The sequence below is a fragment of the Pseudomonas sp. PB101 genome (assembly GCF_009764265.1).
In the GTDB taxonomy this organism is placed as follows: Bacteria; Pseudomonadota; Gammaproteobacteria; order Pseudomonadales; family Pseudomonadaceae; genus Aquipseudomonas.
Genome location: NZ_RWIR01000007.1, coordinates 192761 through 211998, shown reverse-complemented (window position 1 = coordinate 211998; position 19238 = coordinate 192761). Strand labels below are relative to the sequence as shown.

At 56.4% G+C, this 19238-nt stretch carries 15 protein-coding genes and 2 pseudogenes; 10 read left to right on the top strand and 7 right to left on the bottom strand.

The window, feature by feature from the left end:
• The first annotated feature begins 57 nt into the window (after positions 1-57).
• The 3 genes from EI969_RS02385 to EI969_RS02375 all read left to right on the top strand — a co-directional run bounded on the left by EI969_RS02385 (position 58) and on the right by EI969_RS02375 (position 4099).
• Positions 58-1707, top strand: a complete 1650-nt coding sequence (locus EI969_RS02385) for an acyl-CoA dehydrogenase family protein (RefSeq protein ID WP_160385757.1) — start codon at positions 58-60, stop codon at positions 1705-1707.
• A gap of 185 nt (positions 1708-1892) precedes the next feature.
• Positions 1893-3392 carry an AMP nucleosidase gene (gene amn / locus EI969_RS02380; RefSeq protein ID WP_178120512.1) on the top strand — a complete coding sequence of 500 codons (1500 nt, stop codon included), beginning with the start codon at positions 1893-1895 and terminating at the stop codon, positions 3390-3392.
• Positions 3393-3463: 71 nt separating this feature from the next.
• Positions 3464-4099, top strand: a complete 636-nt coding sequence (locus EI969_RS02375; RefSeq protein ID WP_160385755.1) for a pseudouridine synthase — start codon at positions 3464-3466, stop codon at positions 4097-4099.
• Here the strand turns inward: EI969_RS02375 and EI969_RS02370 are convergent.
• Both EI969_RS02370 and EI969_RS02365 read right to left on the bottom strand, forming a co-directional pair.
• Positions 4094-4303, bottom strand: a complete 210-nt coding sequence (locus tag EI969_RS02370) for a DUF2788 domain-containing protein (protein WP_007975837.1) — start codon at positions 4301-4303, stop codon at positions 4094-4096. The two genes, EI969_RS02375 and EI969_RS02370, sit on opposite strands and share 6 nt — an antisense overlap.
• Before the next feature lie 213 nt (positions 4304-4516).
• Positions 4517-4996: an Lrp/AsnC family transcriptional regulator gene (locus EI969_RS02365; RefSeq protein WP_056855781.1), complete on the bottom strand. Its 480-nt coding sequence runs from the start codon at positions 4994-4996 to the stop codon at positions 4517-4519.
• 437 nt (positions 4997-5433) lie between these two features.
• Between EI969_RS02365 and EI969_RS02360 the strand changes: the two genes are divergently transcribed.
• The gene (locus EI969_RS02360) at positions 5434-6495 is read left to right on the top strand and encodes a DUF6515 family protein (protein WP_160385754.1); all 1062 of its coding nucleotides are present in this window, start codon (positions 5434-5436) and stop codon (positions 6493-6495) included.
• Here the strand turns inward: EI969_RS02360 and EI969_RS02355 are convergent.
• Entirely contained in the window at positions 6489-7385 is an 897-nt protein-coding gene (locus tag EI969_RS02355) for a cation diffusion facilitator family transporter (RefSeq protein ID WP_160385753.1), read from the bottom strand. The two genes, EI969_RS02360 and EI969_RS02355, sit on opposite strands and share 7 nt — an antisense overlap.
• Before the next feature lie 40 nt (positions 7386-7425).
• Positions 7426-7845 carry a polyribonucleotide nucleotidyltransferase gene (locus EI969_RS02350; RefSeq protein ID WP_160385752.1) on the bottom strand — a complete coding sequence of 140 codons (420 nt, stop codon included), beginning with the start codon at positions 7843-7845 and terminating at the stop codon, positions 7426-7428.
• A 100-nt stretch (positions 7846-7945) separates the two neighbouring features.
• Here EI969_RS02350 and EI969_RS02345 point away from each other — a divergent pair.
• The 6 genes and pseudogenes from EI969_RS02345 to EI969_RS02320 all read left to right on the top strand — a co-directional run.
• Positions 7946-8326: pseudogene (locus tag EI969_RS02345) on the top strand (DEAD/DEAH box helicase); the annotation flags it as partial.
• Positions 8327-8999: 673 nt separating this feature from the next.
• Positions 9000-10031: a CBASS cGAMP-activated phospholipase gene (locus EI969_RS02340; RefSeq protein ID WP_371925833.1), complete on the top strand. Its 1032-nt coding sequence runs from the start codon at positions 9000-9002 to the stop codon at positions 10029-10031.
• Complete coding sequence (locus EI969_RS02335; RefSeq protein WP_160385749.1) at positions 10015-11184, top strand: cyclic GMP-AMP synthase DncV-like nucleotidyltransferase; 1170 nt, start codon at positions 10015-10017, stop codon at positions 11182-11184. Before EI969_RS02340 ends, EI969_RS02335 begins: the two co-directional genes overlap by 17 nt.
• Before the next feature lie 7 nt (positions 11185-11191).
• Positions 11192-12859, top strand: coding sequence for a ThiF family adenylyltransferase (locus EI969_RS02330; protein WP_160385748.1), 1668 nt, complete (start codon positions 11192-11194; stop codon positions 12857-12859).
• Complete coding sequence (locus tag EI969_RS02325; RefSeq protein ID WP_160385747.1) at positions 12844-13326, top strand: Mov34/MPN/PAD-1 family protein; 483 nt, start codon at positions 12844-12846, stop codon at positions 13324-13326. The genes EI969_RS02330 and EI969_RS02325 overlap by 16 nt, the downstream gene beginning before the upstream one ends.
• 457 nt (positions 13327-13783) lie before the next feature.
• Positions 13784-14041 (top strand): annotated as a pseudogene (locus EI969_RS02320) (ATP-binding protein); the annotation flags it as partial.
• Positions 14042-14602: 561 nt separating this feature from the next.
• Here the strand turns inward: EI969_RS02320 and EI969_RS02315 are convergent.
• The 3 genes from EI969_RS02315 to EI969_RS02305 form a co-directional block, all read right to left on the bottom strand.
• Positions 14603-15904 carry a dihydrolipoyllysine-residue acetyltransferase gene (locus tag EI969_RS02315; RefSeq protein WP_160385746.1) on the bottom strand — a complete coding sequence of 434 codons (1302 nt, stop codon included), beginning with the start codon at positions 15902-15904 and terminating at the stop codon, positions 14603-14605.
• A gap of 40 nt (positions 15905-15944) precedes the next feature.
• On the bottom strand, positions 15945-18647 hold the full coding sequence (gene mdeB / locus EI969_RS02310; protein WP_160385745.1) for an alpha-ketoglutarate dehydrogenase: 2703 nt from the start codon (positions 18645-18647) through the stop codon (positions 15945-15947).
• A 117-nt stretch (positions 18648-18764) separates the two neighbouring features.
• A complete protein-coding gene (locus EI969_RS02305; protein WP_160385744.1) occupies positions 18765-19199 on the bottom strand; it encodes a nuclear transport factor 2 family protein in 435 nt (144 codons plus the stop codon).
• Between the last annotated feature and the right edge of the window lie 39 nt (positions 19200-19238).

Below are 19238 nucleotides of genomic sequence, written 5' to 3'. Positions count from 1 at the left end.
ATCGGCCGAGGGGCGGTGCTTAACTGAATTCCCTTGGCCGACCAAAGGAGCCCTGTCATGAACCTGCATCAGTTCGCCGAAACCCACGAAGTCACCAACCAGCCACCATCACTGGATGGCGCCAACCTGTACCGCATCGACTTGCCGTTGCAGGAATGGTCGCGACGCTTCGGGGCCGGCTGGGCCGAATCGCGGATCGACGCCTATGGCGCACTGGCCGGTGGCCCGTTGATGGAGGCCGGGTTCCTCGCCAATCAGAACAAGCCGGTGTTCAACAGCCATGACCGCTTCGGTCATCGTATCGATCTGGTGGAATTTCATCCGGCTTATCACCAATTGATGCGCACTGCGGTGGAGCACGGCCTGACCTCGCTGCCTTGGGCACACCCGCAGGACGGCGCCCATGTCGCCCGCGCTTCGATGTCGTATCTGCACAGCCAGGCCGAAGCCGGCAGTGGTTGTCCATTGACCATGACCTTCGCCAGTGTGCCGGCCATGCGCCTGCAACCGGACCTGGCGGAAAAGTGGCTGCCGAAAATCCTCGCCACCGAATACGACCCGCGCAACGTCGGCATGGCCCACAAGGCCGGAGTCACCATCGGCATGGCCATGACCGAGAAACAGGGCGGCACCGATGTGCGGGCCAATACCACCAAGGCTTATCCGGTCGGTGCCAGCGGTCCGGGCCAGGCTTATGAGCTGGTGGGGCACAAGTGGTTTTGCTCGGCGCCGATGTGCGACGCCTTCCTGACACTGGCGCAGACCGACAAGGGCCTGACCTGTTTCCTGCTGCCGCGCCATCGTCCGGACGACACGCGCAATCAGTTCTACATCCAGCGTTTGAAGAACAAGCTCGGCAACTGTTCCAACGCTTCCAGCGAAGTGGAGTTCCGTGGCGCGCTGGCGTGGATGGTCGGTGAAGAGGGCCGAGGCGTCCCGACGATCATCGAGATGGTCGCCATGACCCGCTTCGATTGCATGGTCGGGTCCAGCTCGCTGATGCGCCAGGCGCTGACCCAGGCCAGCCATCATTGCGCGCACCGTTCGGTCGGCGGCAAGTGGCTCAGCGAGCTGCCGTTGATGCAGAACGTGCTGGCGGATCTGGCGCTGGAAAGCGAAGCCGCCCTGGCATTGAGCCTGCGCATGGGCAAGGCGCTGGATCATCTGGATGACTCGCAGGAAGCCAGGTTCGCCCGGCTGGTGACGGCAGTGGGCAAGTACTGGATCTGCAAACGAGCCCCGGCGATGATCAACGAAGCGGCTGAATGCATGGGCGGCGCGGGTTATGTCGAAGACAGCATCCTGCCGCGGCTTTACCGCGAGGCACCGGTGAATTCGACGTGGGAAGGTTCCGGTAACGTGCAGTGCCTGGATGTGCTGCGAGCCCTGTCGAAAGAGCCGGGTGTGCTTGACGCACTGTTCAGCGAGTTGGGCGATGGCCATGGCGACAAGCGCCTGGCTGCGCATATCCATCAATTGCAGGTGGCCTTCAAGGACACCAGCGACATTCAGTACCGTGCCCGGCAATTGACTGAAGATATTGCTCTGGGGTTGCAGGCGAAGTTGTTGCTGGAAGCGGGGAATTCGGTGGTCAGTGATGCGTTTATTGCCAGTCGTCTGGGCGGTGGCGGCCGGGTCTACGGCGCATTGCCACGCGGGCTGGATGTGGAAGCGATTGTCGCCCGCTCGACGCCACAGGGTTTCTGATCACGGTTGATCAAACACTGCAAACTACTGTGGGAGCGGGCTTGCCCGCGATGACGGACTTACAGTCGACATCTATGGTGTCTGACACACCGCTATCGCGGGCAAGCCCGCTCCCACAGGGTCTTTCTGCAATTCAATGTATTGCCCAAACGCCACTGTTCCCGTGAAGCGACGATGCAGGCAAGATGAAGGTCTGCAAGTCAGAACACAGGATGCTGATCGTGACCGAAGCTTTTATTATCGTTCAAACCGCCGAGCAAGCCGTGGATCGGCTTGCACACTTGCACCATCGTGCAACCACCGCGTTGAGTCAGGCGCTCAAGCGCTACCTCAAGGACCGCGTCGAGCCCGATGCCGAACAGCGCTCGATGTTCCGCTATCCCGAATTGCGCCTGACCTATCACTGTCAAGGCGAAGTCCCGCAGACCACTCGCGCTTACGCCAAGGTCCAGTTGCCGGGCACTTACAGCGTCACCGTCACCCACCCATCGGCTTTCCGTAAATACTTGCTGGAACAACTGGTTCCGCTGATGCACGACTTCACCGTGACCGTGGAAGTCGGTGTCAGCCAGCAGAACATCCCGTATCCGTATGTGGTCGAGCAGGGCGATGAACTGGCCGGCTCCGGCGTCACCGCTGCCGTGCTGGCACGGGTGTTCCCGAGTACCGACCTGTCGGCCGCGACCGACGGCATTGCCGACGGTTTGTACGACTGGGAAAACACCGATCCGCTGCCGCTGGCCCTGTTCGATGCCGCCCGGGTGGATTTCTCCCTGCGCCGGCTGGTGCATTACACCGGCAGCGACTGGCGGCATGTGCAGCCGTGGATCCTGCTGACCAACTATCACCGCTATGTCGACCAGTTCATCGTCCACGGCCTGGAGCAATTGCGCAGCGACCCGCGTTTTGTGCGCATGGTCCTGCCGGGCAACGTGATCATCGAAAAGAGCATGGATCACGGCGAAGCCTCGGCGATTGCCGCCGGCGTGGTCTGGCACCGCTACCAGATGCCGGCCTATCACCTGATCGCCACTGACGGCCACGGCGTGACCCTGGTCAACATCGGTGTCGGCCCGTCCAACGCCAAGAACATCACCGACCATCTGGCCGTGCTGCGCCCGCATTGCTGGCTGATGATCGGTCACTGCGGCGGCCTGCGTCAGTCGCAGACCATCGGCGATTACGTGCTGGCCCACGCCTACATGCGTCGCGACGGCATTCTCGACCGGGTGGTGCCGCCGAACATTCCGATTCCGGCCCTGGCCGAAGTGCAGATGGCGCTTCAGCAAGCGGCGGCCAACGTCACCGGCGAGAAGGGTGACGAACTGAAGAAACGCCTGCGTACCGGTACCGTGCTGACCTACGACGACCGTAACTGGGAACTGCGCTGGGCCCAGGAGCGGCCGCTGATCAACCTGTCCCGCGCCGTGGCGGTGGACATGGAAAGCGGCACCATCGCAGCCCAGGGTTATCGCTTGCGGGTGCCGTACGGCACGTTGCTGTGCGTCTCGGACAAACCGCTGCACAGCGAAATCAAGTTGCCGGGCTCGGCCAACGCCTTCTATGAACGCGCGGTCAGCCAGCACTTGAAGATCGGTATCGAGGCGGTGGATCTGTTGCGCACCGAACTCAACTCGCTGCACTCGCGCAAACTGCGCAGCTTCGACGAGCCGCCGTTCCGCTAACGGTTATCATGGTCATTTGGCGGTCAGGGCACTAGCATTAGCAGCCCTGACCGTTAGATGTTCTCTTCGCCATGTCCCGTCCTCAACGCCCCGTTTCCCGTCGCCCTGGCGCGAAACCTTCACCTTCAGCCCCGCGTCGTGTCGCCAAGGCACCACCGGCCGAGCCGAAGCTGATCCTGTTCAACAAACCTTTCGATGTGCTGACGCAATTCAGCGACGGCGAAGGGCGCGCGACGCTCAAGGATTACATCGATGTACCGGGAATCTATCCGGCCGGACGGCTGGACCGCGACAGCGAAGGCTTGCTGCTGCTGACCAACGACGGTCAGTTGCAGGCGCGCATCGCCGACCCGAAACACAAATTGGCCAAGACCTATTGGGTGCAGGTCGAGGGCGAGCCGAGTGCCGAACAATTGCAGCGTTTGCGTGACGGCGTTGAATTGAATGACGGCATGACCTTGCCCGCCGAGGCGCGGCAACTGGACGAGCCCGAGCTGTGGCCACGCAATCCGCCGGTGCGCTTCCGTAAAAGCGTGCCGACCCGTTGGCTGGAGTTGGTGATTCGTGAAGGGCGCAACCGCCAGGTGCGGCGCATGACCGCTGCGGTCGGCTTGCCGACCTTGCGTCTGGTGCGGGTGAAGATCGGCGACTGGACGATCGAAGGGCTCGACCAGGGCCAGTGGAAAGAAGTACCGGCGCGCTTATAGGGCGCCGGATTCGATCAGGCCGATCACCACGCTCTTGATGATGAACGCGGCCACGCCCAGGCCCAGCACGAAGAACAGAATGAACGAGCCAAAGCGCCCGGCCTTGGACTTCTTCGCCAGATCCCAGACGATGAAACCCATGAAAATGATCAGGATCGTGACCAGGCCGGTCATCATCCATTCTTCAAAAACTGCAGGATCCATCGAACATCTCCAGCGCGGGCGAGGCTAAAAGGGCGCGGGGAGTATACGCCCGGCAGGCTGCGTGCAGTATTGACCTGCGTCGGTGTGTCGCAGTCATTCGTCGCCTGTGCCGGCCCCATCGCTGGCAAGCCAGCTCCCACAGGTTCAGCAGTGTTCACGGAATTTGTATACGACACTGACACTGTGGGAGCTGGCTTGCCAGCGATGGCGTACTTAGCTGCGCAGATGAGTCAAAGGCAGTTCGGTGCTATTCAACACCTGATTCAACACAAAACTCGACCGCACGCTGGTCACACCCTCAATCCGCGTCAGATGCCCGAGCAGCAGTTTCTGGTAGTGATCCATGTCCGGCACCACGACCTTGAGCTGATAGTCGGCGTCCATGCCGGTCACCAGGCTGCATTCCAGTACCTGCGGCAAAGTGCGGATGGCCTGTTCGAAATTCTCGAAACGCTCCGGGGTATGTCGGTCCATGCCGATCAGCACGTATGCCGTCAGGCTCAGGCCGAGCATCTTGCGGTCGAGCAGGGCGACCTGACGGGAAATGTAGCCGTCGTCTTCCAGTTGCTTGACCCGCCGCGAGCACGGCGAAGGCGACAGGCCGATGCGCTCGGCCAGCTCCTGGTTGGAGATGCGCGCGTCGCGCTGCAATTCCGCCAAAATACTCAGGTCATAACGGTCGAGCTTGCTCATCAATCAGTCCTTTGTCGTAACTATTGCGGCGGATTATGTATCCGGGGTTAAAAATTGCGCAAGTGATGTTTAATTGAGCAATCTTCGCAATCCTCTGCCGGCGCTCCGAGCCTATTCTTATCACCAGAATCACTGCTCGGACAAACAGTCCACTGCGACTCGCCCAATCAGGCCAGCCGCGGCCGCCACCCCCACCGGGGATGTGCCGGCCCCCGAGCTACACACTGTCCAGAAGACGGCGTGAGGTGAGCCGACGTCATAAGCGTCGAGCCAGGACGAAGTTTTCCAAGGGGAGGCCGACGGGTCTCCCCTTTTTCTTGCGTGGAATTTTCCTCCCCGTCCTCAATAAATAAGTTGCGTGACTGATAACCTGTTGCAGAACCGGCCACGGCTTTCCCAGTCTTATGTACAGGCCCTATCCCGCAATGAGGAAAAGCATGAAATCGCGCATCTGGCGTTTGGCCGGTGTTGGTTTGCTGTGTGTCAGTGTCACCGCGCAAACGCTGGCCGATGAGCCGCAGAACCGAGGCCATGATGGCGGACAGCACGGCCAGGATGGGCGTCAGGGTGGTAACCAGGGTGGTGATCAGGGCCATGGTGGCAACAACCAGCCACGTCCGCAAAACAACCCGCCACAGAATCAGCCGCGCGCGCAGAACAACGACAACCGCCAGTACGAGCACAACGGTCAGAACCAACGTCAGAACAAGGGCCAGGGGCAGGAGAGTCCAGCACCGGATTTCAACAGCCGGGTTCGCTCACCACCGCCACCGCCGCAGGCGCCGGCCACTGACATGCCGATCCAGCCCCGCCCCGACACCGTGCGCCAGACCCAGCAACCGCAGCGCGGTTACTACCAGGATCAGCCGCATCGCAACGATAACAACCAGCGCTGGAACGGCTATGTCGGTGCGCCGAACAATGACAATCACTGGGACGGACGCCCGAGCGGACGCGGTAACGGCTGGGGGCCGGGCCCCAGGTATCGCCCCGGCCAGGTGATCGACCGCTTCCCCGAGCGTAACTACCGCGTGCCTTACCGTGGCATGGATTACTACTATTCCGGGGGCTACTGGTATCGCCCGCTGGGCCCGCGTTATGAGGTGGTAGCGCCACCGCGCGGAATTCGCGTCAGCTACCTGCCTGACTACGCCGAACAGGTGTGGATCGGCGGGGCGCTGCTGTTCCTCGCGGCCGGTTCGTATTACGCCTACCAGGAGAACACTCGGGATTACATCGTGGTCGAGCCGCCGGTTGGCCAACCGCAATCGCAACCACCGGCCGCCAGCAATGGCTATGACGTGGAAGCGTATCCGGCCAACGGGCAGTCGCAGGAGCAGGTCAGCCGGGATGGCTACGAGTGTTATCAATACGCGGTGCAGCAGAGTGGTTTCGATCCACGCACCGCCACCTACCAGCCAGACCCGTCGGTGGTGCAAGCCTATCGACAGGCCCAGGGCAACTGCCTGAGCAGTCGCGGTTATCAGGTGAACTACTGAGCCCGGGCGGCTTTCACCACTTCCTGCGGGTCGGCGTGCACCAGCACTTCGGCTCGCGGGTAGGTGTTGTGAATGGCTGCGGCCGCCTGATCGCTGATGCCGTGGGCGACTGACAACGTCAGTTCCCCCGGCAACTCCAGGTGCAACTGCACAAACCACTGGTTGCCGGATATCCGCGTGCGCAGGTCATGCGCACCCAACACGCCGGGTACGCCGCACGCCAGTTCCAGCATGTGCTGGCTGACATCCGGTGGCAGTTCCTCATCCATCAATACTGCAAAACTCTCCCGGGCGATCTGCACCGCGCTCCAGAGAATGTAGGCAGCGATCCCCAGACCGAACCAAGGGTCGACCTGATGCAGTCCAAACCCGGCCAACACCAGCGCGACCAGAATGCTGCCGTTGAGCAGCATGTCCGAGCGGTAGTGCAGAGAGTCGGCGCGCACCGCGTTGGAGCCGGTGGCCTTGACCACCCGATGTTGAAACATCAACAACGCCAGGGTCAGGGCGAGCGAGAACACAATCACACCGATGCTGATCCACGGCGCGCCGACCGGTTCGGGATGTTTCAGCCGATCGTAGGCCTGCAACGCAATCAGCACCGCACTGCCGCCGATGAACAGCGCCTGGGCCATGCCCGCCAGAGACTCGGCCTTGCCGTGCCCGTAGCGATGATCATCGTCGGCGGGGCGCAGGGCGTAATGCACCGCCAACAGGTTGAGCAACGACGTGACGCCGTCGAGTGCCGAGTCGGTGAGCCCGGCGAGCATGCTCACCGAACCGCTCAGCCACCAGGCGATGGCCTTGGCGACGATCAACGTGCACGCCACCGCCACCGAGGCACGGGTCGCCAGCCGCAGCAGGCGGGCGTGTTCGGAGCTGGAGGTCATAGGTCAATCGTTCCTTGAAGAGTCCGTTGGCGCGCAGGGATTACGCGGCCGGTTGCAGGCCGAACATCGCCAGTTGCTGGGCGCTGCCCTTGCTCTGGATCAGGCGTGGATCGTCCAGCGGGAAGCTGCGGCCCAGCTCGCTTTCCAGAATAGTCTGCAACTTGCGGTTATCGACCTTGCCGTCGGGGCCGATGGCGTTCTTGAGTGTTTGCGGATCGACCTGCGCGGTCTTGCCTGGCTCGAAGTAGATCGCGCCGGTGGCGAAGTCCACGGCAAACGCGATCAGGCCGGGGATGATGTAGAACAGCAGGCCGACGGCGTCGAGCACGGCAATGGCCGGGTCGATCTTGCCTTCGATCTGGCCACGGCGATCGGGGTAGAAGATCGAACCGCAGGCGGTCACTTGAGTCAGCAAGGTTGCGACCAGAACACCGCCAATCAGGCGAAAGGGAGCACGCATTTGAAATCTCCTGAGTAGAACGCCAATAACGTTACTGGTTAGAGCCCAGACTACGCCAAACAGTTCGCCGTTATACTCGCCGCTCTGTATTGGAGCCAGCATGATTTCTTTGCCGATCGATGAAGTTTTACCCGCCCTGCGTGAAGCCCTCGCTACACGCCACGAAGCCGTGCTCGAAGCGCCGCCAGGCGCCGGTAAAACCACCCGCGTGCCTTTGGCCTTGCTCAACGAGGCGTGGCTGGCCGGGCAGACCATCCTGATGCTCGAACCCCGCCGGTTGGCCGCACGCGCAGCAGCGGAGCGCCTGGCCAGCGAGTTGGGGGAGAAGGTCGGCGAAACCGTGGGCTATCGCATTCGGCTCGACAGCAAGGTCGGCCCCAATACCCGCATCGAAGTGGTCACCGAAGGCATCCTCACCCGGCGCCTGCAGGATGACCCGGCGCTGGAAGGCGTGGGCCTGCTGATCTTCGACGAGTTCCACGTTTTGCCATTTGCATCAAAATTTCACGATTTATTGTCAAAAAGCGCCCTCATATTGACCTCGTCCTTATCTCGATAGGGGCGTTCTGATACTGCTCCTCTGCGAGTGGGTGGCGAGCCTTTAGCAAGTCTGAGGGTTTTGCGAAATTGCAAAATGGCACCTAGTTAACCGTTCCACTTCTGCAGCTTCTGCGTAAATCGGATGCGTTCCCTCTAGGTTTGCAGCAATCGGCCAAAACCTGCCCCAGCATCACCACCGCAAAGATATCCAGCGTTAGCTGTACTGGAATACATGCTCCACTGCAGCTTAGGCGATGATGATTTTGCTCAACGTGGTGGGGATGTGTGGGTCGGCAATCCATTAGTTATCCACAGCTATCCCTGTCGACTTTCAGGCGCCAAAAATAATCCACAGCGTCGTTCTCAAAAAACTTAGGATCCAAGTTTTTTTTTCTTGAGCGCTCCAGCCTATATGGTCTGCGGCTTGCGGACTGTATCTATATACATACCAACAAGTTATCCACAGGCTGACACCTTGCAATCGTCAAGTGACCACACTATGTTGTGTTCAGATGATTCATAAAGCCCATATTTTGGGTTTTTCGGAGAATTGGATATGGCAGGTCAGAAACAGTGCTTCTTGCCCACTTATCCACTGCGCAAGGAGGACTACTGTGGTTGAACCAAGGCAAAAGCGTTTTCAAATATTAGCGCTGTCAGGTGGTGGTTTTAGAGGGCTGTATACAGCGAAGATTCTCGCGGATTTAGAGGAAGAAATTGGTGCGCCCATTGCTACCCGATTTGACCTGATTGCAGGTACCTCAATCGGAGGAATTCTTGCGCTGGCAATCGCTGCCGGTATTCCTGCGAAAACTATGGTCAATCTGTTTGTTGAACACGGGGAAGAAATCTTCAAACGACGATTCTCTCTGAAGGGAATGCTGAGAGCGCCGTACTCTGCGGAACCTCTACAGAACCTACTCAGTGACCCGTCGCTCTTCGGTCAGCGCACACTGGGCAACTGCAAACATCCAGTGCTCATTCCGGCGATCAACTACTCGAGCGGACAGCCACAAGTCTTCAAGACCCCGCATCATCTTTCCTTTAAACGCGACCATCAATTTCGGCTTGTGGACATCGCCTTAGCGACGAGCGCTGCTCCTGCTTATTTCCCTCGACACACTTTCAATAACAACCAGTACGTCGATGGGGGGTTGTATGCCAACGCCCCTGGCTTGTTGGCGGCCCATGAAGCGCAGATTTTTTTCCAACAGCCTTCCGAGGCCGTGCACCTCCTATCCATCGGCACCATGTCCTCGAAATTCACCGCCAACCCCGGGCGCAATCGTGACGGGGGAACCTATGACTGGGGAGGGATCAACCCTGCAAATACGCCCAAGCGCCTGTTTGGCTTGTCCATATCTGTTCTTGAATCGTTAAGCGATTTTATGCTTCGTCACCGTCTCCCAGGCCGCTACATCCATATCGACGAAACATTGACTGACGAGCGCGCTAGCGCCGTTGCGCTTGATAAAGCAGACGGCCCCGCAAAAGAGGTCCTGCTGGGCGCAGCCTCTGAACAATCCAAATTCTGGCTCGGCAAGGACGAGCTTCAACCTTACCTTGGCCATCTGGCCTCACCGCCGCGATTCTTCTATGGCCTTAACGCTACCGAAGGGAGTAGTGAAAATGTTGAAACTGAATAAGCTCTTCCATAAGGGTGGCGCGGATGCCAACGTGTTCGAGGATCGAATCGCACCTACGCGTGAGCAGCGCAAGTTTCTAATGGAGTGCAAAAATAAGATTCGTGAGCATTTGAAGCCGCGCATCCGTGCAGCCACAAAAGCTGTTTTAGGCATGGAGCATGTGGTGGAGCCGCGATTCAGGACTCAAGGATCTTGGTCATACAACACGTGTGTCGTGCCTGCCAAGCCTCCGGTTCAAGAAATGGACTGGGATTATGGCGTCTACCTCCCTGTCACTGTATGGGAGGAAAATGGCCCACCCCACCAGATGGCCAAAGCCTACTTCACTCTGGTCGAAGAGCTGCTGAAAGACCTGTGCAAGGAGGAGAAATGGGGCCTGATCACTGGCAAAAAAACCTGCATACGTATTCAAATTGCCGACTGGGCCCATATCGATCTTCCCCTGTACGCCGCGCCTGAAGACGAGTTCGAGACCATTACCGAGCGGGTCTCGCTTGAGAAAGCGATGCTGGATGGCGTTGAGAACTTCACAACGGCCCGCGCCATGGATGAAAGTTTTGAACCGCAGCATTGGAAGGATCTGGACCATATTGCAATGGCCACTCGTAGTGGTGAATGGCGTGAGTCTGATCCAGAAGCAGTAGCTAACTGGTTTCGAGATCGCATTGAAGAGCATGGCGAACAACTGCGGCGAGTATGCCGCTACCTAAAAGCATGGCGGGATGTGCATTGGGATAGCGGCGGTCCAACTTCCGTCTCGATCATGATTGCAGTTGCCCAAAGTTTTGTTGCCCAACCGGGACGCGATGACTTGGCAACTGAAACTGCAGCCAAACAATTGGGTGTTGTCTTCCACGGCGAAATACGGGAAGCCGGGATAGATGACAAGAATGAGGATTTCAACCGCCTAGAGGGTCCAGACCGTGCAATTGCTGCGCGTCGTTTTGCCGAACTGGGAACCGCAATCTACGAAAGTCGCATGATGCGAGAACATCAAAAAGGCCAAGCGGTGGCTCAAATGAGAGGCCAATTTGGCAGCCGAATGCCGTGGGATACCACGCTGATTGAGGTGGGCGGTGAAGCGGATGCGATCCGCAACACCGCTCCAGAAAAAGTAGCCCCCCCCGTCGTTCTGTCCAGCAGTGCAGGCTGAGGATCCTATGAGCGCTTTAGGTGAAACCTTACGAGCACTGAGCGCGCGTGGCTTTGTACCGGTAGCTGCTAAGCTACCGGCGCGAGCTTTTAAAGGGGTGCTGGCCTGTAAAAAAGGCGACGTGGCAGTCAAATTCACGATCACAGATTGGGATTTTCTGAGCTATCCGGTGATCTGCTTACTGGATCGCCCTGGCTTTCTCCCTGAACTGATGCCGCACATCGATGTGCTGGGTAATCTCTGCTACTTCGCACCCGGCTCCGTAACGCTTGATCGATACGATCCCGCAACCGCTGTGTTGCAGTGCCTCAACCAAGCGACTGCGATACTCGATCGAATCGCTACGGAACCCCACTACCGAGACATTGATATACGAGATGAATTTCGCGCTCATTGGGAGTACGGCCAGACGACCCCCCCGTGGGATGTGCTTCTGGGACACACGAACGAAAAAGATCTATACGCGCACTATTTCATCATCGAAAAATCCGGCAAGAAGCGAGTGCTCATTTCAAGCGACCGTGAAGAAGCAGAAACATTTGCTGCATCGTTAGGTGGGACTCTAAAGCCTTCAAGTTTTCGTTGCTGGCTGTTGAAAACCCAAACCTCCCCGGCAGTACCAAAGGCAGTGCCAGGCACTGTCAAGGAATTGTTTTCCTGGTTACGCACTTGGGATAAGACGCTTTCAGCCAGTGTTCAGAACATCCTGTCTGAGCCTGATTACCTGAAATTCAAGTATGTTTCGTTTGCCATCGATACCCCCGTAGGTCGGATCGGTTTTGGGTTCAATCTTGACCATTTAAAAAGAAAAGGGTACAGCCGAAGCCCCAATCGCTACAGGCAATGGCTTCACAATAAGGGAGGAGAAACGCCTCTCATCCGGCTATCGATCGAGCAAGTGAGCAGTCATTTTGTTCACAGCAGAAACCTTCAATTCCCAGACCTGTATAACAAAAGGGTAACCGTGGTGGGATGCGGAGCCATTGGCTCGTTTGTCGCCCATGCAATGCTGCGCCTAGGCGCTGGCACGGGGAAGCTCGGCGGCCTAAAGCTGATTGATCCAGAGAGGATTGGGCCAGAGAATTTAGGCCGCCACATTCTCGGCTACCCATCACTTTTTGAGTTCAAGGCCACTGCACTTGCAGCAGATCTGAATCGTCAGTTTCCCTTCAGCAAGATTGAAGCGGTGACAGGCAGCGTCTTTGCTCATCGGGGGCTGTGGGGGTCGGAATTGATAATCGACGCCACCGGTGAGGAAACAGTCAGCGAACTCCTTAACGGTCTGCGATTACAGCGAAAAAGCCACGTTCCTGTTTTACATACTTGGATCCGTGGTAATGGGGAGGCAGTGCAAGCGCTGTGGACTGACGACAAAGGCGGTGGGTGCTATCGCTGCCTTCTTGTTCCCCATGCAAATACTCATCGGCAAGAACGGTATCGGGTACTTAAAAATCCGTCTGTTCGCAGAACGGACGGCTGTCGCGCTTACACACCTTATGCCGTCTCCGCACCTTTACATGCTGCAGCGCTAGCCACAGAGATGGTGTGCGACTGGTTACAGGGATCACCTGCTCCACGCTTCAGAACGCGAGCCACGGCAAACGCTGACGTCTTCAGCTTGAAAAATAAGAATCTCTCGAAGATAAAGGGCTGTCCTGCATGCGAACCGCAATAGTGTGGGAAGCCGCGCTATATCATCAAAAAATTCTCGTAGAAGGCATACCTCTCCAGACCATGGATCGGTACCGACAAAATCGAATCGACAAGCCCGAAGCAGGGGGGATTTTACTGGGATACCGGAAAGGTCCATACCTGCACGTCGTCCAGGTCACAGTTCCGCAGCTAACCGATCAGAGACGGCGCTACCGGTTTGACAGGGCCGCTCATCATCATCAGCAAATTGCCTTGGAGCAATGGCGTGTTAGTGAGATGACCATGGACTATCTTGGCGAATGGCACACTCATCCAGAAATCAATCCATCCCCATCAGGCATGGATATCAACGAGTGGACCAAGATAACAAAACGACAAACTAAGCCTATGGTGTTCATGATACTAGGCCTGACAGGAACTATATGGCTGGGACTCTCGGTTAACCATGAGCTGATCGAATGCACCACTATGGCCAGCGAGGGGATCTAGAATGACCTTTTCACATCGGCACTTACGCTGGCAGAAGCGGCCCATTCGGTGGGCTGAACCGGGGGCTGAGGGATGTTCGGGGTGAATCTAGGTGATCCAGGAGGTGACAGCAGGATTGACATAGCGATTATGGATTGACTATGGTTCATCTGCGCCTAGGCGTGAACCACAGGGTGGTTACAGGGATCTTCGGATCGCACCCCACTTCTGATGAAAGTCAGATGGCCCAGTGCCAGGTAACAGCGTCCTGCCCCGTCGAACGCATGCAGTCGACGGCTGAGAATCCCGCCTAGAGCGGGATTCGTCATTTCTGGCCGTTCAACTACCCGGAGGTAAATATCGAAATTTTCTGGCATGTAAATGTCCAAAACCGTGTAACCCCTTCCGGTTTTTGATATTTACTTCCAACACTTCGCTGTGTGAAATCTGCATAAGCGTCCGGCAGACACACCGTCCCTTGGGTATTTGCCCCTTCAGTCAGAGTGGTGGCACGCTGTTATTTCACTTGATGTCAAAACTGTACGAACACACCAGCGTGGTCATCACCACCAACCTCAGCTTCTCGGAATGGTCGAATGTGTTTGGCGACGCCAAGATGACCACTGCTTTACTAGATCGGCTGACACACCACCGCCACATCGTCGAAACGGGCAACGAGTCCTACCGCTTGCAACACAGCACTTTGGCCGCCCAGACAAAGATCAAATCGCGTTAACGAAAGCGCAAGGACGAAAATGGTATCAAGGGCGATGAACCGTTTTGATCTGCACCATAAACACCCTGCCGCATGCCTGCATGCGGTCGGGCCAGATGCGTCCTAAGCATCCACAATTGCTGGGACAAAAATCAGCAATCCGTCCTGGGTCATTTTTCAATCGGCAGGGTGGGTCACTTTTCAATCAGCGCCAACAAAAAGAACTCGTGTAAAGAATGTAATAGCAGGCGTTGAAGTGATGATGATATGCGCCATATTTACTATGGGGGCGGCCAGGCTGATGGGAGCTATTTTTGCGTTGAAAAAAGATATTAGACGCAGGATAGGCAGCACTCACTAGTTTTCGAGGATGAATGCTGTCGTACCTGGTCGCAGGAACCCGAATCCGAAATAAGCCTACTTTCTAGCAGATGCTGTGAGTGGCTTATTTGCTCGGGTTCGGTCGATTAGGCTGTTTCTTTCATTGCTCGGGTTAATCAATAGCAATATATCGCCGAGACAGAGCAATTTTTTGGTTTTTGCATCCGACGGCGATATGAATTCAGCTATAGTATTAGGCAGTCAAAGAAGAATTCTTCGAAAGTCAACTGAAACTTGGTTTATGAACGCCAAGAAACGCCCTGCCTCAGCTCCATCTACCACTCGGTGGTCCCACGATAATGATAAAGGCATCATCAATCGAGGATGCACTTCGCCTTGTTCTATGCTTCCCATCCAAGTGGGTTTGATTACAGCCTTGCCTACACCAAGGATGGCGACTTCCGGAGCGTTGATGATAGGGGTGAAATAAGTTCCTCCAATTCCTCCTAGAGAGGAGATGGAGAAACACCCTCCCTGCATTTGCTCTGGCTTCAGTTTGCCTTCTCTTGCCAGTGCCGACAGGTTGCCCATTTCTTGACAGATCTGTAGTACGCCTTTTTGATCGACATCTCGTATTACCGGCACTACCAGACCATTCGGTGTATCAGCGGCAAAGCCGATATGGACGTACTCCTTATAGATTAAATCCTCCCCTTCCAGTGAAGTGTTGAATATAGGGAAACGTTTGAGTGCTGCAGCGCAGGCTTTAATCAGAAATGCTAGAAACGTGATTTTGATTCCTGCCTTTGAATATTCTGAATTGAGTTGCAGGCGCAGTTTCTCCAGCTCAGTTACGTCGACTTCGTCGTGGTTTGTGACGTGAGGGATACGCACCCAGTTGCGGTGCAGGTTAGCGCCAGATATTTTTTTAATGCGCGAAAGCGGTTGAGCCCGAACCTGGCCAAATCTGGAAAAATCGATCTTTGGCCAGGCGATCAGATTGAACTCACTGTTGGCTGCCGGTCGACTAACATTCTCGCTTGTTAGCCCTGTTTTCACATGGTTCAGAATATCGAGCCTCGTGACTCGACCCCGTTGACCAGACCCGCTTAAAACCGCGACGTCTACTCCCAACTCGCGTGCGAACTTACGCATCGCCGGACCTGCATAGCCGGAACTGTGGCGGAAGGATTCCGATGCCACTGCTGGCAAAGCAATGGGAGGCGCGATGGGTGGAGTCAGATGTGAAATGTCTGCGTTGGAATTCGTCGCCATTTCTGCCTGCTGCACTGGCAAAACTGGTGGGGCGCCTTCAGCGCCTGCCTCGACCAGTTCAAGGTGAAGCAACAGCGTTCCCTGGGATACTTTGTCTCCTACCGCAACATTCAGTTGACTGACGATACCTGACGCAGGTGCGGGAACATCAATAAGCGCTTTGTCAGATTCGAGCGAAAGGACGGGCTGATCCTTTTCGATACGGTCGCCAACGCGTACTTGAATTTCGACCACGGGTACATCGTGGAAGTCCCCAATATCGGGGACTTTTACTTCTATTACCGACATGTTCAATTCCTGCCAAAGCGTGTCTGTAAAAGGGGAAACGTCAAAGCAGCCATGGTGCTGATTGGTTTGAAGCGTCCGGTCGATACTGTTTTACTGCTTTTTGCCATATCTCAGTTTGCAGTTGCCCATCGTCAACCAAGGCCTTAAGTGCTGCGATGACAATCGCTTCCCCGTCTACTTCGAAAAATTTGCGAAGTGCTTGGCGGGTATCGCTCCTGCCAAAGCCGTCGGTACCCAGAGTGACGTATCGGTTCGGGACGAAGGCGCGGATCAGTTCCGGAAGGGCACGGACATAATCGCTGGCGGCGATAACTGGGCCTTGGGCCTCTTGAAGAGCACGGGTAACGAAGCAAGGCATTGCTAGATCACCGAGACGCTCACTACGCTCCAAAGCTATGGCCTCACGTTGTAGCTCGGTGTAGCTGGTAACGCTCCAGACAGCGGCGTCAATGTTCCAATCGTCACGCAGAAGTTGTTGCGCCCGTATCGTTTCTCCGAGGATTGCACCACTACCCAGGAGTTGAACTTGTGTCGATGGTTGACCGGAAAAGCGATAAATACCCTTGATGATGCCTTCGCGGAGCGTATCCGCCGGTAGCGTTGGCATGGATGGTTGAGCGCTGTTTTCATTCATGACAGTCATGTAATAGAAGACGTCTTGCTGACGCTCACCCATCTCGCGCATCCCCTCGTCGAGCAGCACAGCCACTTCGTAGGCGAAGCCTGGGTCATAGGCGCGGCAATTGGGAATCGTCGACGCCGCTAGATGACTGGTGCCGTCCTGATGCTGCAAGCCTTCTCCACCCAGGGTGGTCTTGCCGGAAGTAGCCCCAATCAGGAAGCCACGTGCACGCTGATCCGCGGCGGCCCAGATAATATCGCCCACGCGCTGGAAGCCGAACATCGAGTAGTAGATGTAAAAGGGCAGCATCGGCAAGTCATGGACGCTATAGGACGTAGCAGCGGCGATCCACGAAGACAACGCGCTAGCCTCCGAGATGCCCTCTTCGAGAATTTGTCCATCGACCTCTTCTCGATAATAAAGGATCGAACCCATGTCTTCGGGCTCGTAGAGTTGTCCGGCCGGAGAATAGATACCGATTTGACGGAACATGTTGGCCATCCCGAAAGTACGCGCCTCATCCGCCACAATGGGGACGATTCGAGGGCCTAATTGCTTGTCTTTGAGCAAGCTTCCGAACATGCGTACGAGGGCCATGGTGGTCGACATTTCCTTGCCATCCGCGTGCAGTGCAAACTCAGCCCATTGACTCAACTCAGGAATTACTAACGAAGTCGTCGAGGCTTGTCTGCGGCGAGGCAGGTAGCCGCCCAATGCAGCGCGGCGTGCCCGCAGATATTGCATTTCGGGGCTGTTTTCTGAGGGACGATAGAACTTCAGTTGATCGACATCGTCATCTGTCAGTGGCAGGCGGAAACGATCCCGGAACTCCTTGAGGTCATCCGTCTCGAGTTTTTTCTGTTGATGGGTCGTCATTCTTCCCTGGCCACTGCTGCCCATCCCGAAACCTTTCATGGTTTTAGCCAGGATAACGGTCGGTTGGCCTTTGTGTGCTTTAGCTTGAGCGTAGGCAGCATGCAGTTTACGGACGTCGTGCCCACCACGGCGAAGTACATCGATGTCATCGTCACTCAGGTGCGTGGCCAACGCTGCAAGCTCGGGTGATTGACTGAAGAAACGTTCGCGGTTGTAGGCGCCGTTGTTAGCCGAGAAGGTCTGGAATTGCCCGTCGACAGTATTGGCAAATGCCCGGAGCAAGGCATTGCTCTTGTCGCGTGCGAACAACGGATCCCAATCCGAGCCCCAGACAACCTTAATCACGTTCCAGCCTGCACCACCAAACAATGCTTCAAGCTCATCGATGACTCGACCATTACCGCGCACAGGCCCATCAAGACGCTGGAGGTTGCAATTGATCACGAATGTCAGATTGTCGAGGTTTTCCCGGGCGGCAAGAGAAAGCGCTCCGATCGATTCAGGTTCATCCATCTCTCCATCGCCGAAGAATCCCCATACATGCCGCTCATGAGTTTCCAGCAGTCGACGGTTTTCCAGGTAACGCATGAAGCGGGCCTGGAAGATTGAGTTGATCGGACCGATGCCCATCGAACCGGTGGGAAACTGCCAGAAGTTAGGCATCAGCCAGGGATGCGGATAGGAGCACAGCCCTGGACCTTCGATCTCTTGGCGGTAGTGCTCTAGGTGTTTGTCTTCCAGAAATCCTTCCAAATAGGCACGGGCATAAACCCCCGGTGCCGAGTGGGGTTGGAAGAACACCAGATCGCCTTGCGCCTCGTCACCGTACGCTTGAAAAAAATGGTTGAAGCCAACTTCGAACAGATCGGCCGCGGAGGCGTAACTCGCGATATGACCGCCCAGCTCACCGTAGGCGCGATTAGCGCGTACTACCATGGCCAGCGCATTCCAACGGATCGCAGCGCTTAGTTTTTCTTCCAGCTCGAGATTGCCCGGGTAAGCGGTTTGTTGTTCAACCTTGATGGTGTTTTCGTAAGGGGTAATACGACTGCGACTGGTTTTTACACCTCGGGAAACTGCGAATTCGGATAGGCGATCGAACAGATACTGAGCGCGATCCGCACCTGCTTCGCGGGCTACGGAATCGAGTGCTTCGAGCCACTCGGTGGTTTCCAGCGGGTCGGTATCGACGTCTGGCTGTTGAGCATGTATTGAAAAACGCGACGAGGGCGGAAGGTGAGTCATTTTATTCTCCTACTGAGAGAATGAAGGAGTCTTCGACAGATTTTTCTGTACAGAAGCCGGCTTATGTCAGTGGCGTCAGTGCATACCGAAAAGCAAACGGGCATGCTTGATGAGTGATTATTCTTCGAGGAAAACAGGCCCACCGAGAGCCGTCGCCTGGAAGTAGCGCATTCGCCATTCCCCGTCTCGTTCGCGAACCCAGACCTGGATGATTTTGGACTCCACCCGAGCTGTACGCGGATCACCTTGTCGAAGTCTCGCAGTATTGATTTGAGTGCCTACCATTACCGCTGTGCCGCCATGGACGTGCAGTTCAAGCGCTGGCCTCTCGACCTTTTGAATGTCCAGAACCTCTTGCACATAAGTCATGTACGAATCGCGTGTATCAGTGTTGCCACGGGTATGAGTGTGCTGCAGATCAGGCGACAGCAATTCAACGAGTCGGGTATGGTTTTTTGTGGCTATTGCCTCACATCGTTCACGTTCCAGACCGATCAAGTGGTCGCGCAGCGTCATTAGTGCAGATGTCATATTGGAGGTCTCTGATGTCATCACGGGCTGCCGTCTAGTTTAGGTAGTGCAAGGGGCGCA

What these genes read in the sequence shown, in the direction of transcription:
- EI969_RS02385 (WP_160385757.1), top strand. Translation starts at nt 58, where the DNA reads ATGAACCTGCATCAGTTCGCCGAAACCCACGAAGTCACCAACCAGCCA.
- amn (WP_178120512.1), top strand. Translation starts at nt 1,893, where the DNA reads ATGAAGGTCTGCAAGTCAGAACACAGGATGCTGATCGTGACCGAAGCT.
- EI969_RS02375 (WP_160385755.1), top strand. Translation starts at nt 3,464, where the DNA reads ATGTCCCGTCCTCAACGCCCCGTTTCCCGTCGCCCTGGCGCGAAACCT.
- EI969_RS02370 (WP_007975837.1), bottom strand. Translation starts at nt 4,303, where the DNA reads ATGGATCCTGCAGTTTTTGAAGAATGGATGATGACCGGCCTGGTCACG.
- EI969_RS02365 (WP_056855781.1), bottom strand. Translation starts at nt 4,996, where the DNA reads ATGAGCAAGCTCGACCGTTATGACCTGAGTATTTTGGCGGAATTGCAG.
- EI969_RS02360 (WP_160385754.1), top strand. Translation starts at nt 5,434, where the DNA reads ATGAAATCGCGCATCTGGCGTTTGGCCGGTGTTGGTTTGCTGTGTGTC.
- EI969_RS02355 (WP_160385753.1), bottom strand. Translation starts at nt 7,385, where the DNA reads ATGACCTCCAGCTCCGAACACGCCCGCCTGCTGCGGCTGGCGACCCGT.
- EI969_RS02350 (WP_160385752.1), bottom strand. Translation starts at nt 7,845, where the DNA reads ATGCGTGCTCCCTTTCGCCTGATTGGCGGTGTTCTGGTCGCAACCTTG.
- EI969_RS02335 (WP_160385749.1), top strand. Translation starts at nt 10,015, where the DNA reads ATGTTGAAACTGAATAAGCTCTTCCATAAGGGTGGCGCGGATGCCAAC.
- EI969_RS02330 (WP_160385748.1), top strand. Translation starts at nt 11,192, where the DNA reads ATGAGCGCTTTAGGTGAAACCTTACGAGCACTGAGCGCGCGTGGCTTT.
- EI969_RS02325 (WP_160385747.1), top strand. Translation starts at nt 12,844, where the DNA reads ATGCGAACCGCAATAGTGTGGGAAGCCGCGCTATATCATCAAAAAATT.
- EI969_RS02315 (WP_160385746.1), bottom strand. Translation starts at nt 15,904, where the DNA reads ATGTCGGTAATAGAAGTAAAAGTCCCCGATATTGGGGACTTCCACGAT.
- mdeB (WP_160385745.1), bottom strand. Translation starts at nt 18,647, where the DNA reads ATGACTCACCTTCCGCCCTCGTCGCGTTTTTCAATACATGCTCAACAG.
- EI969_RS02305 (WP_160385744.1), bottom strand. Translation starts at nt 19,199, where the DNA reads ATGACATCAGAGACCTCCAATATGACATCTGCACTAATGACGCTGCGC.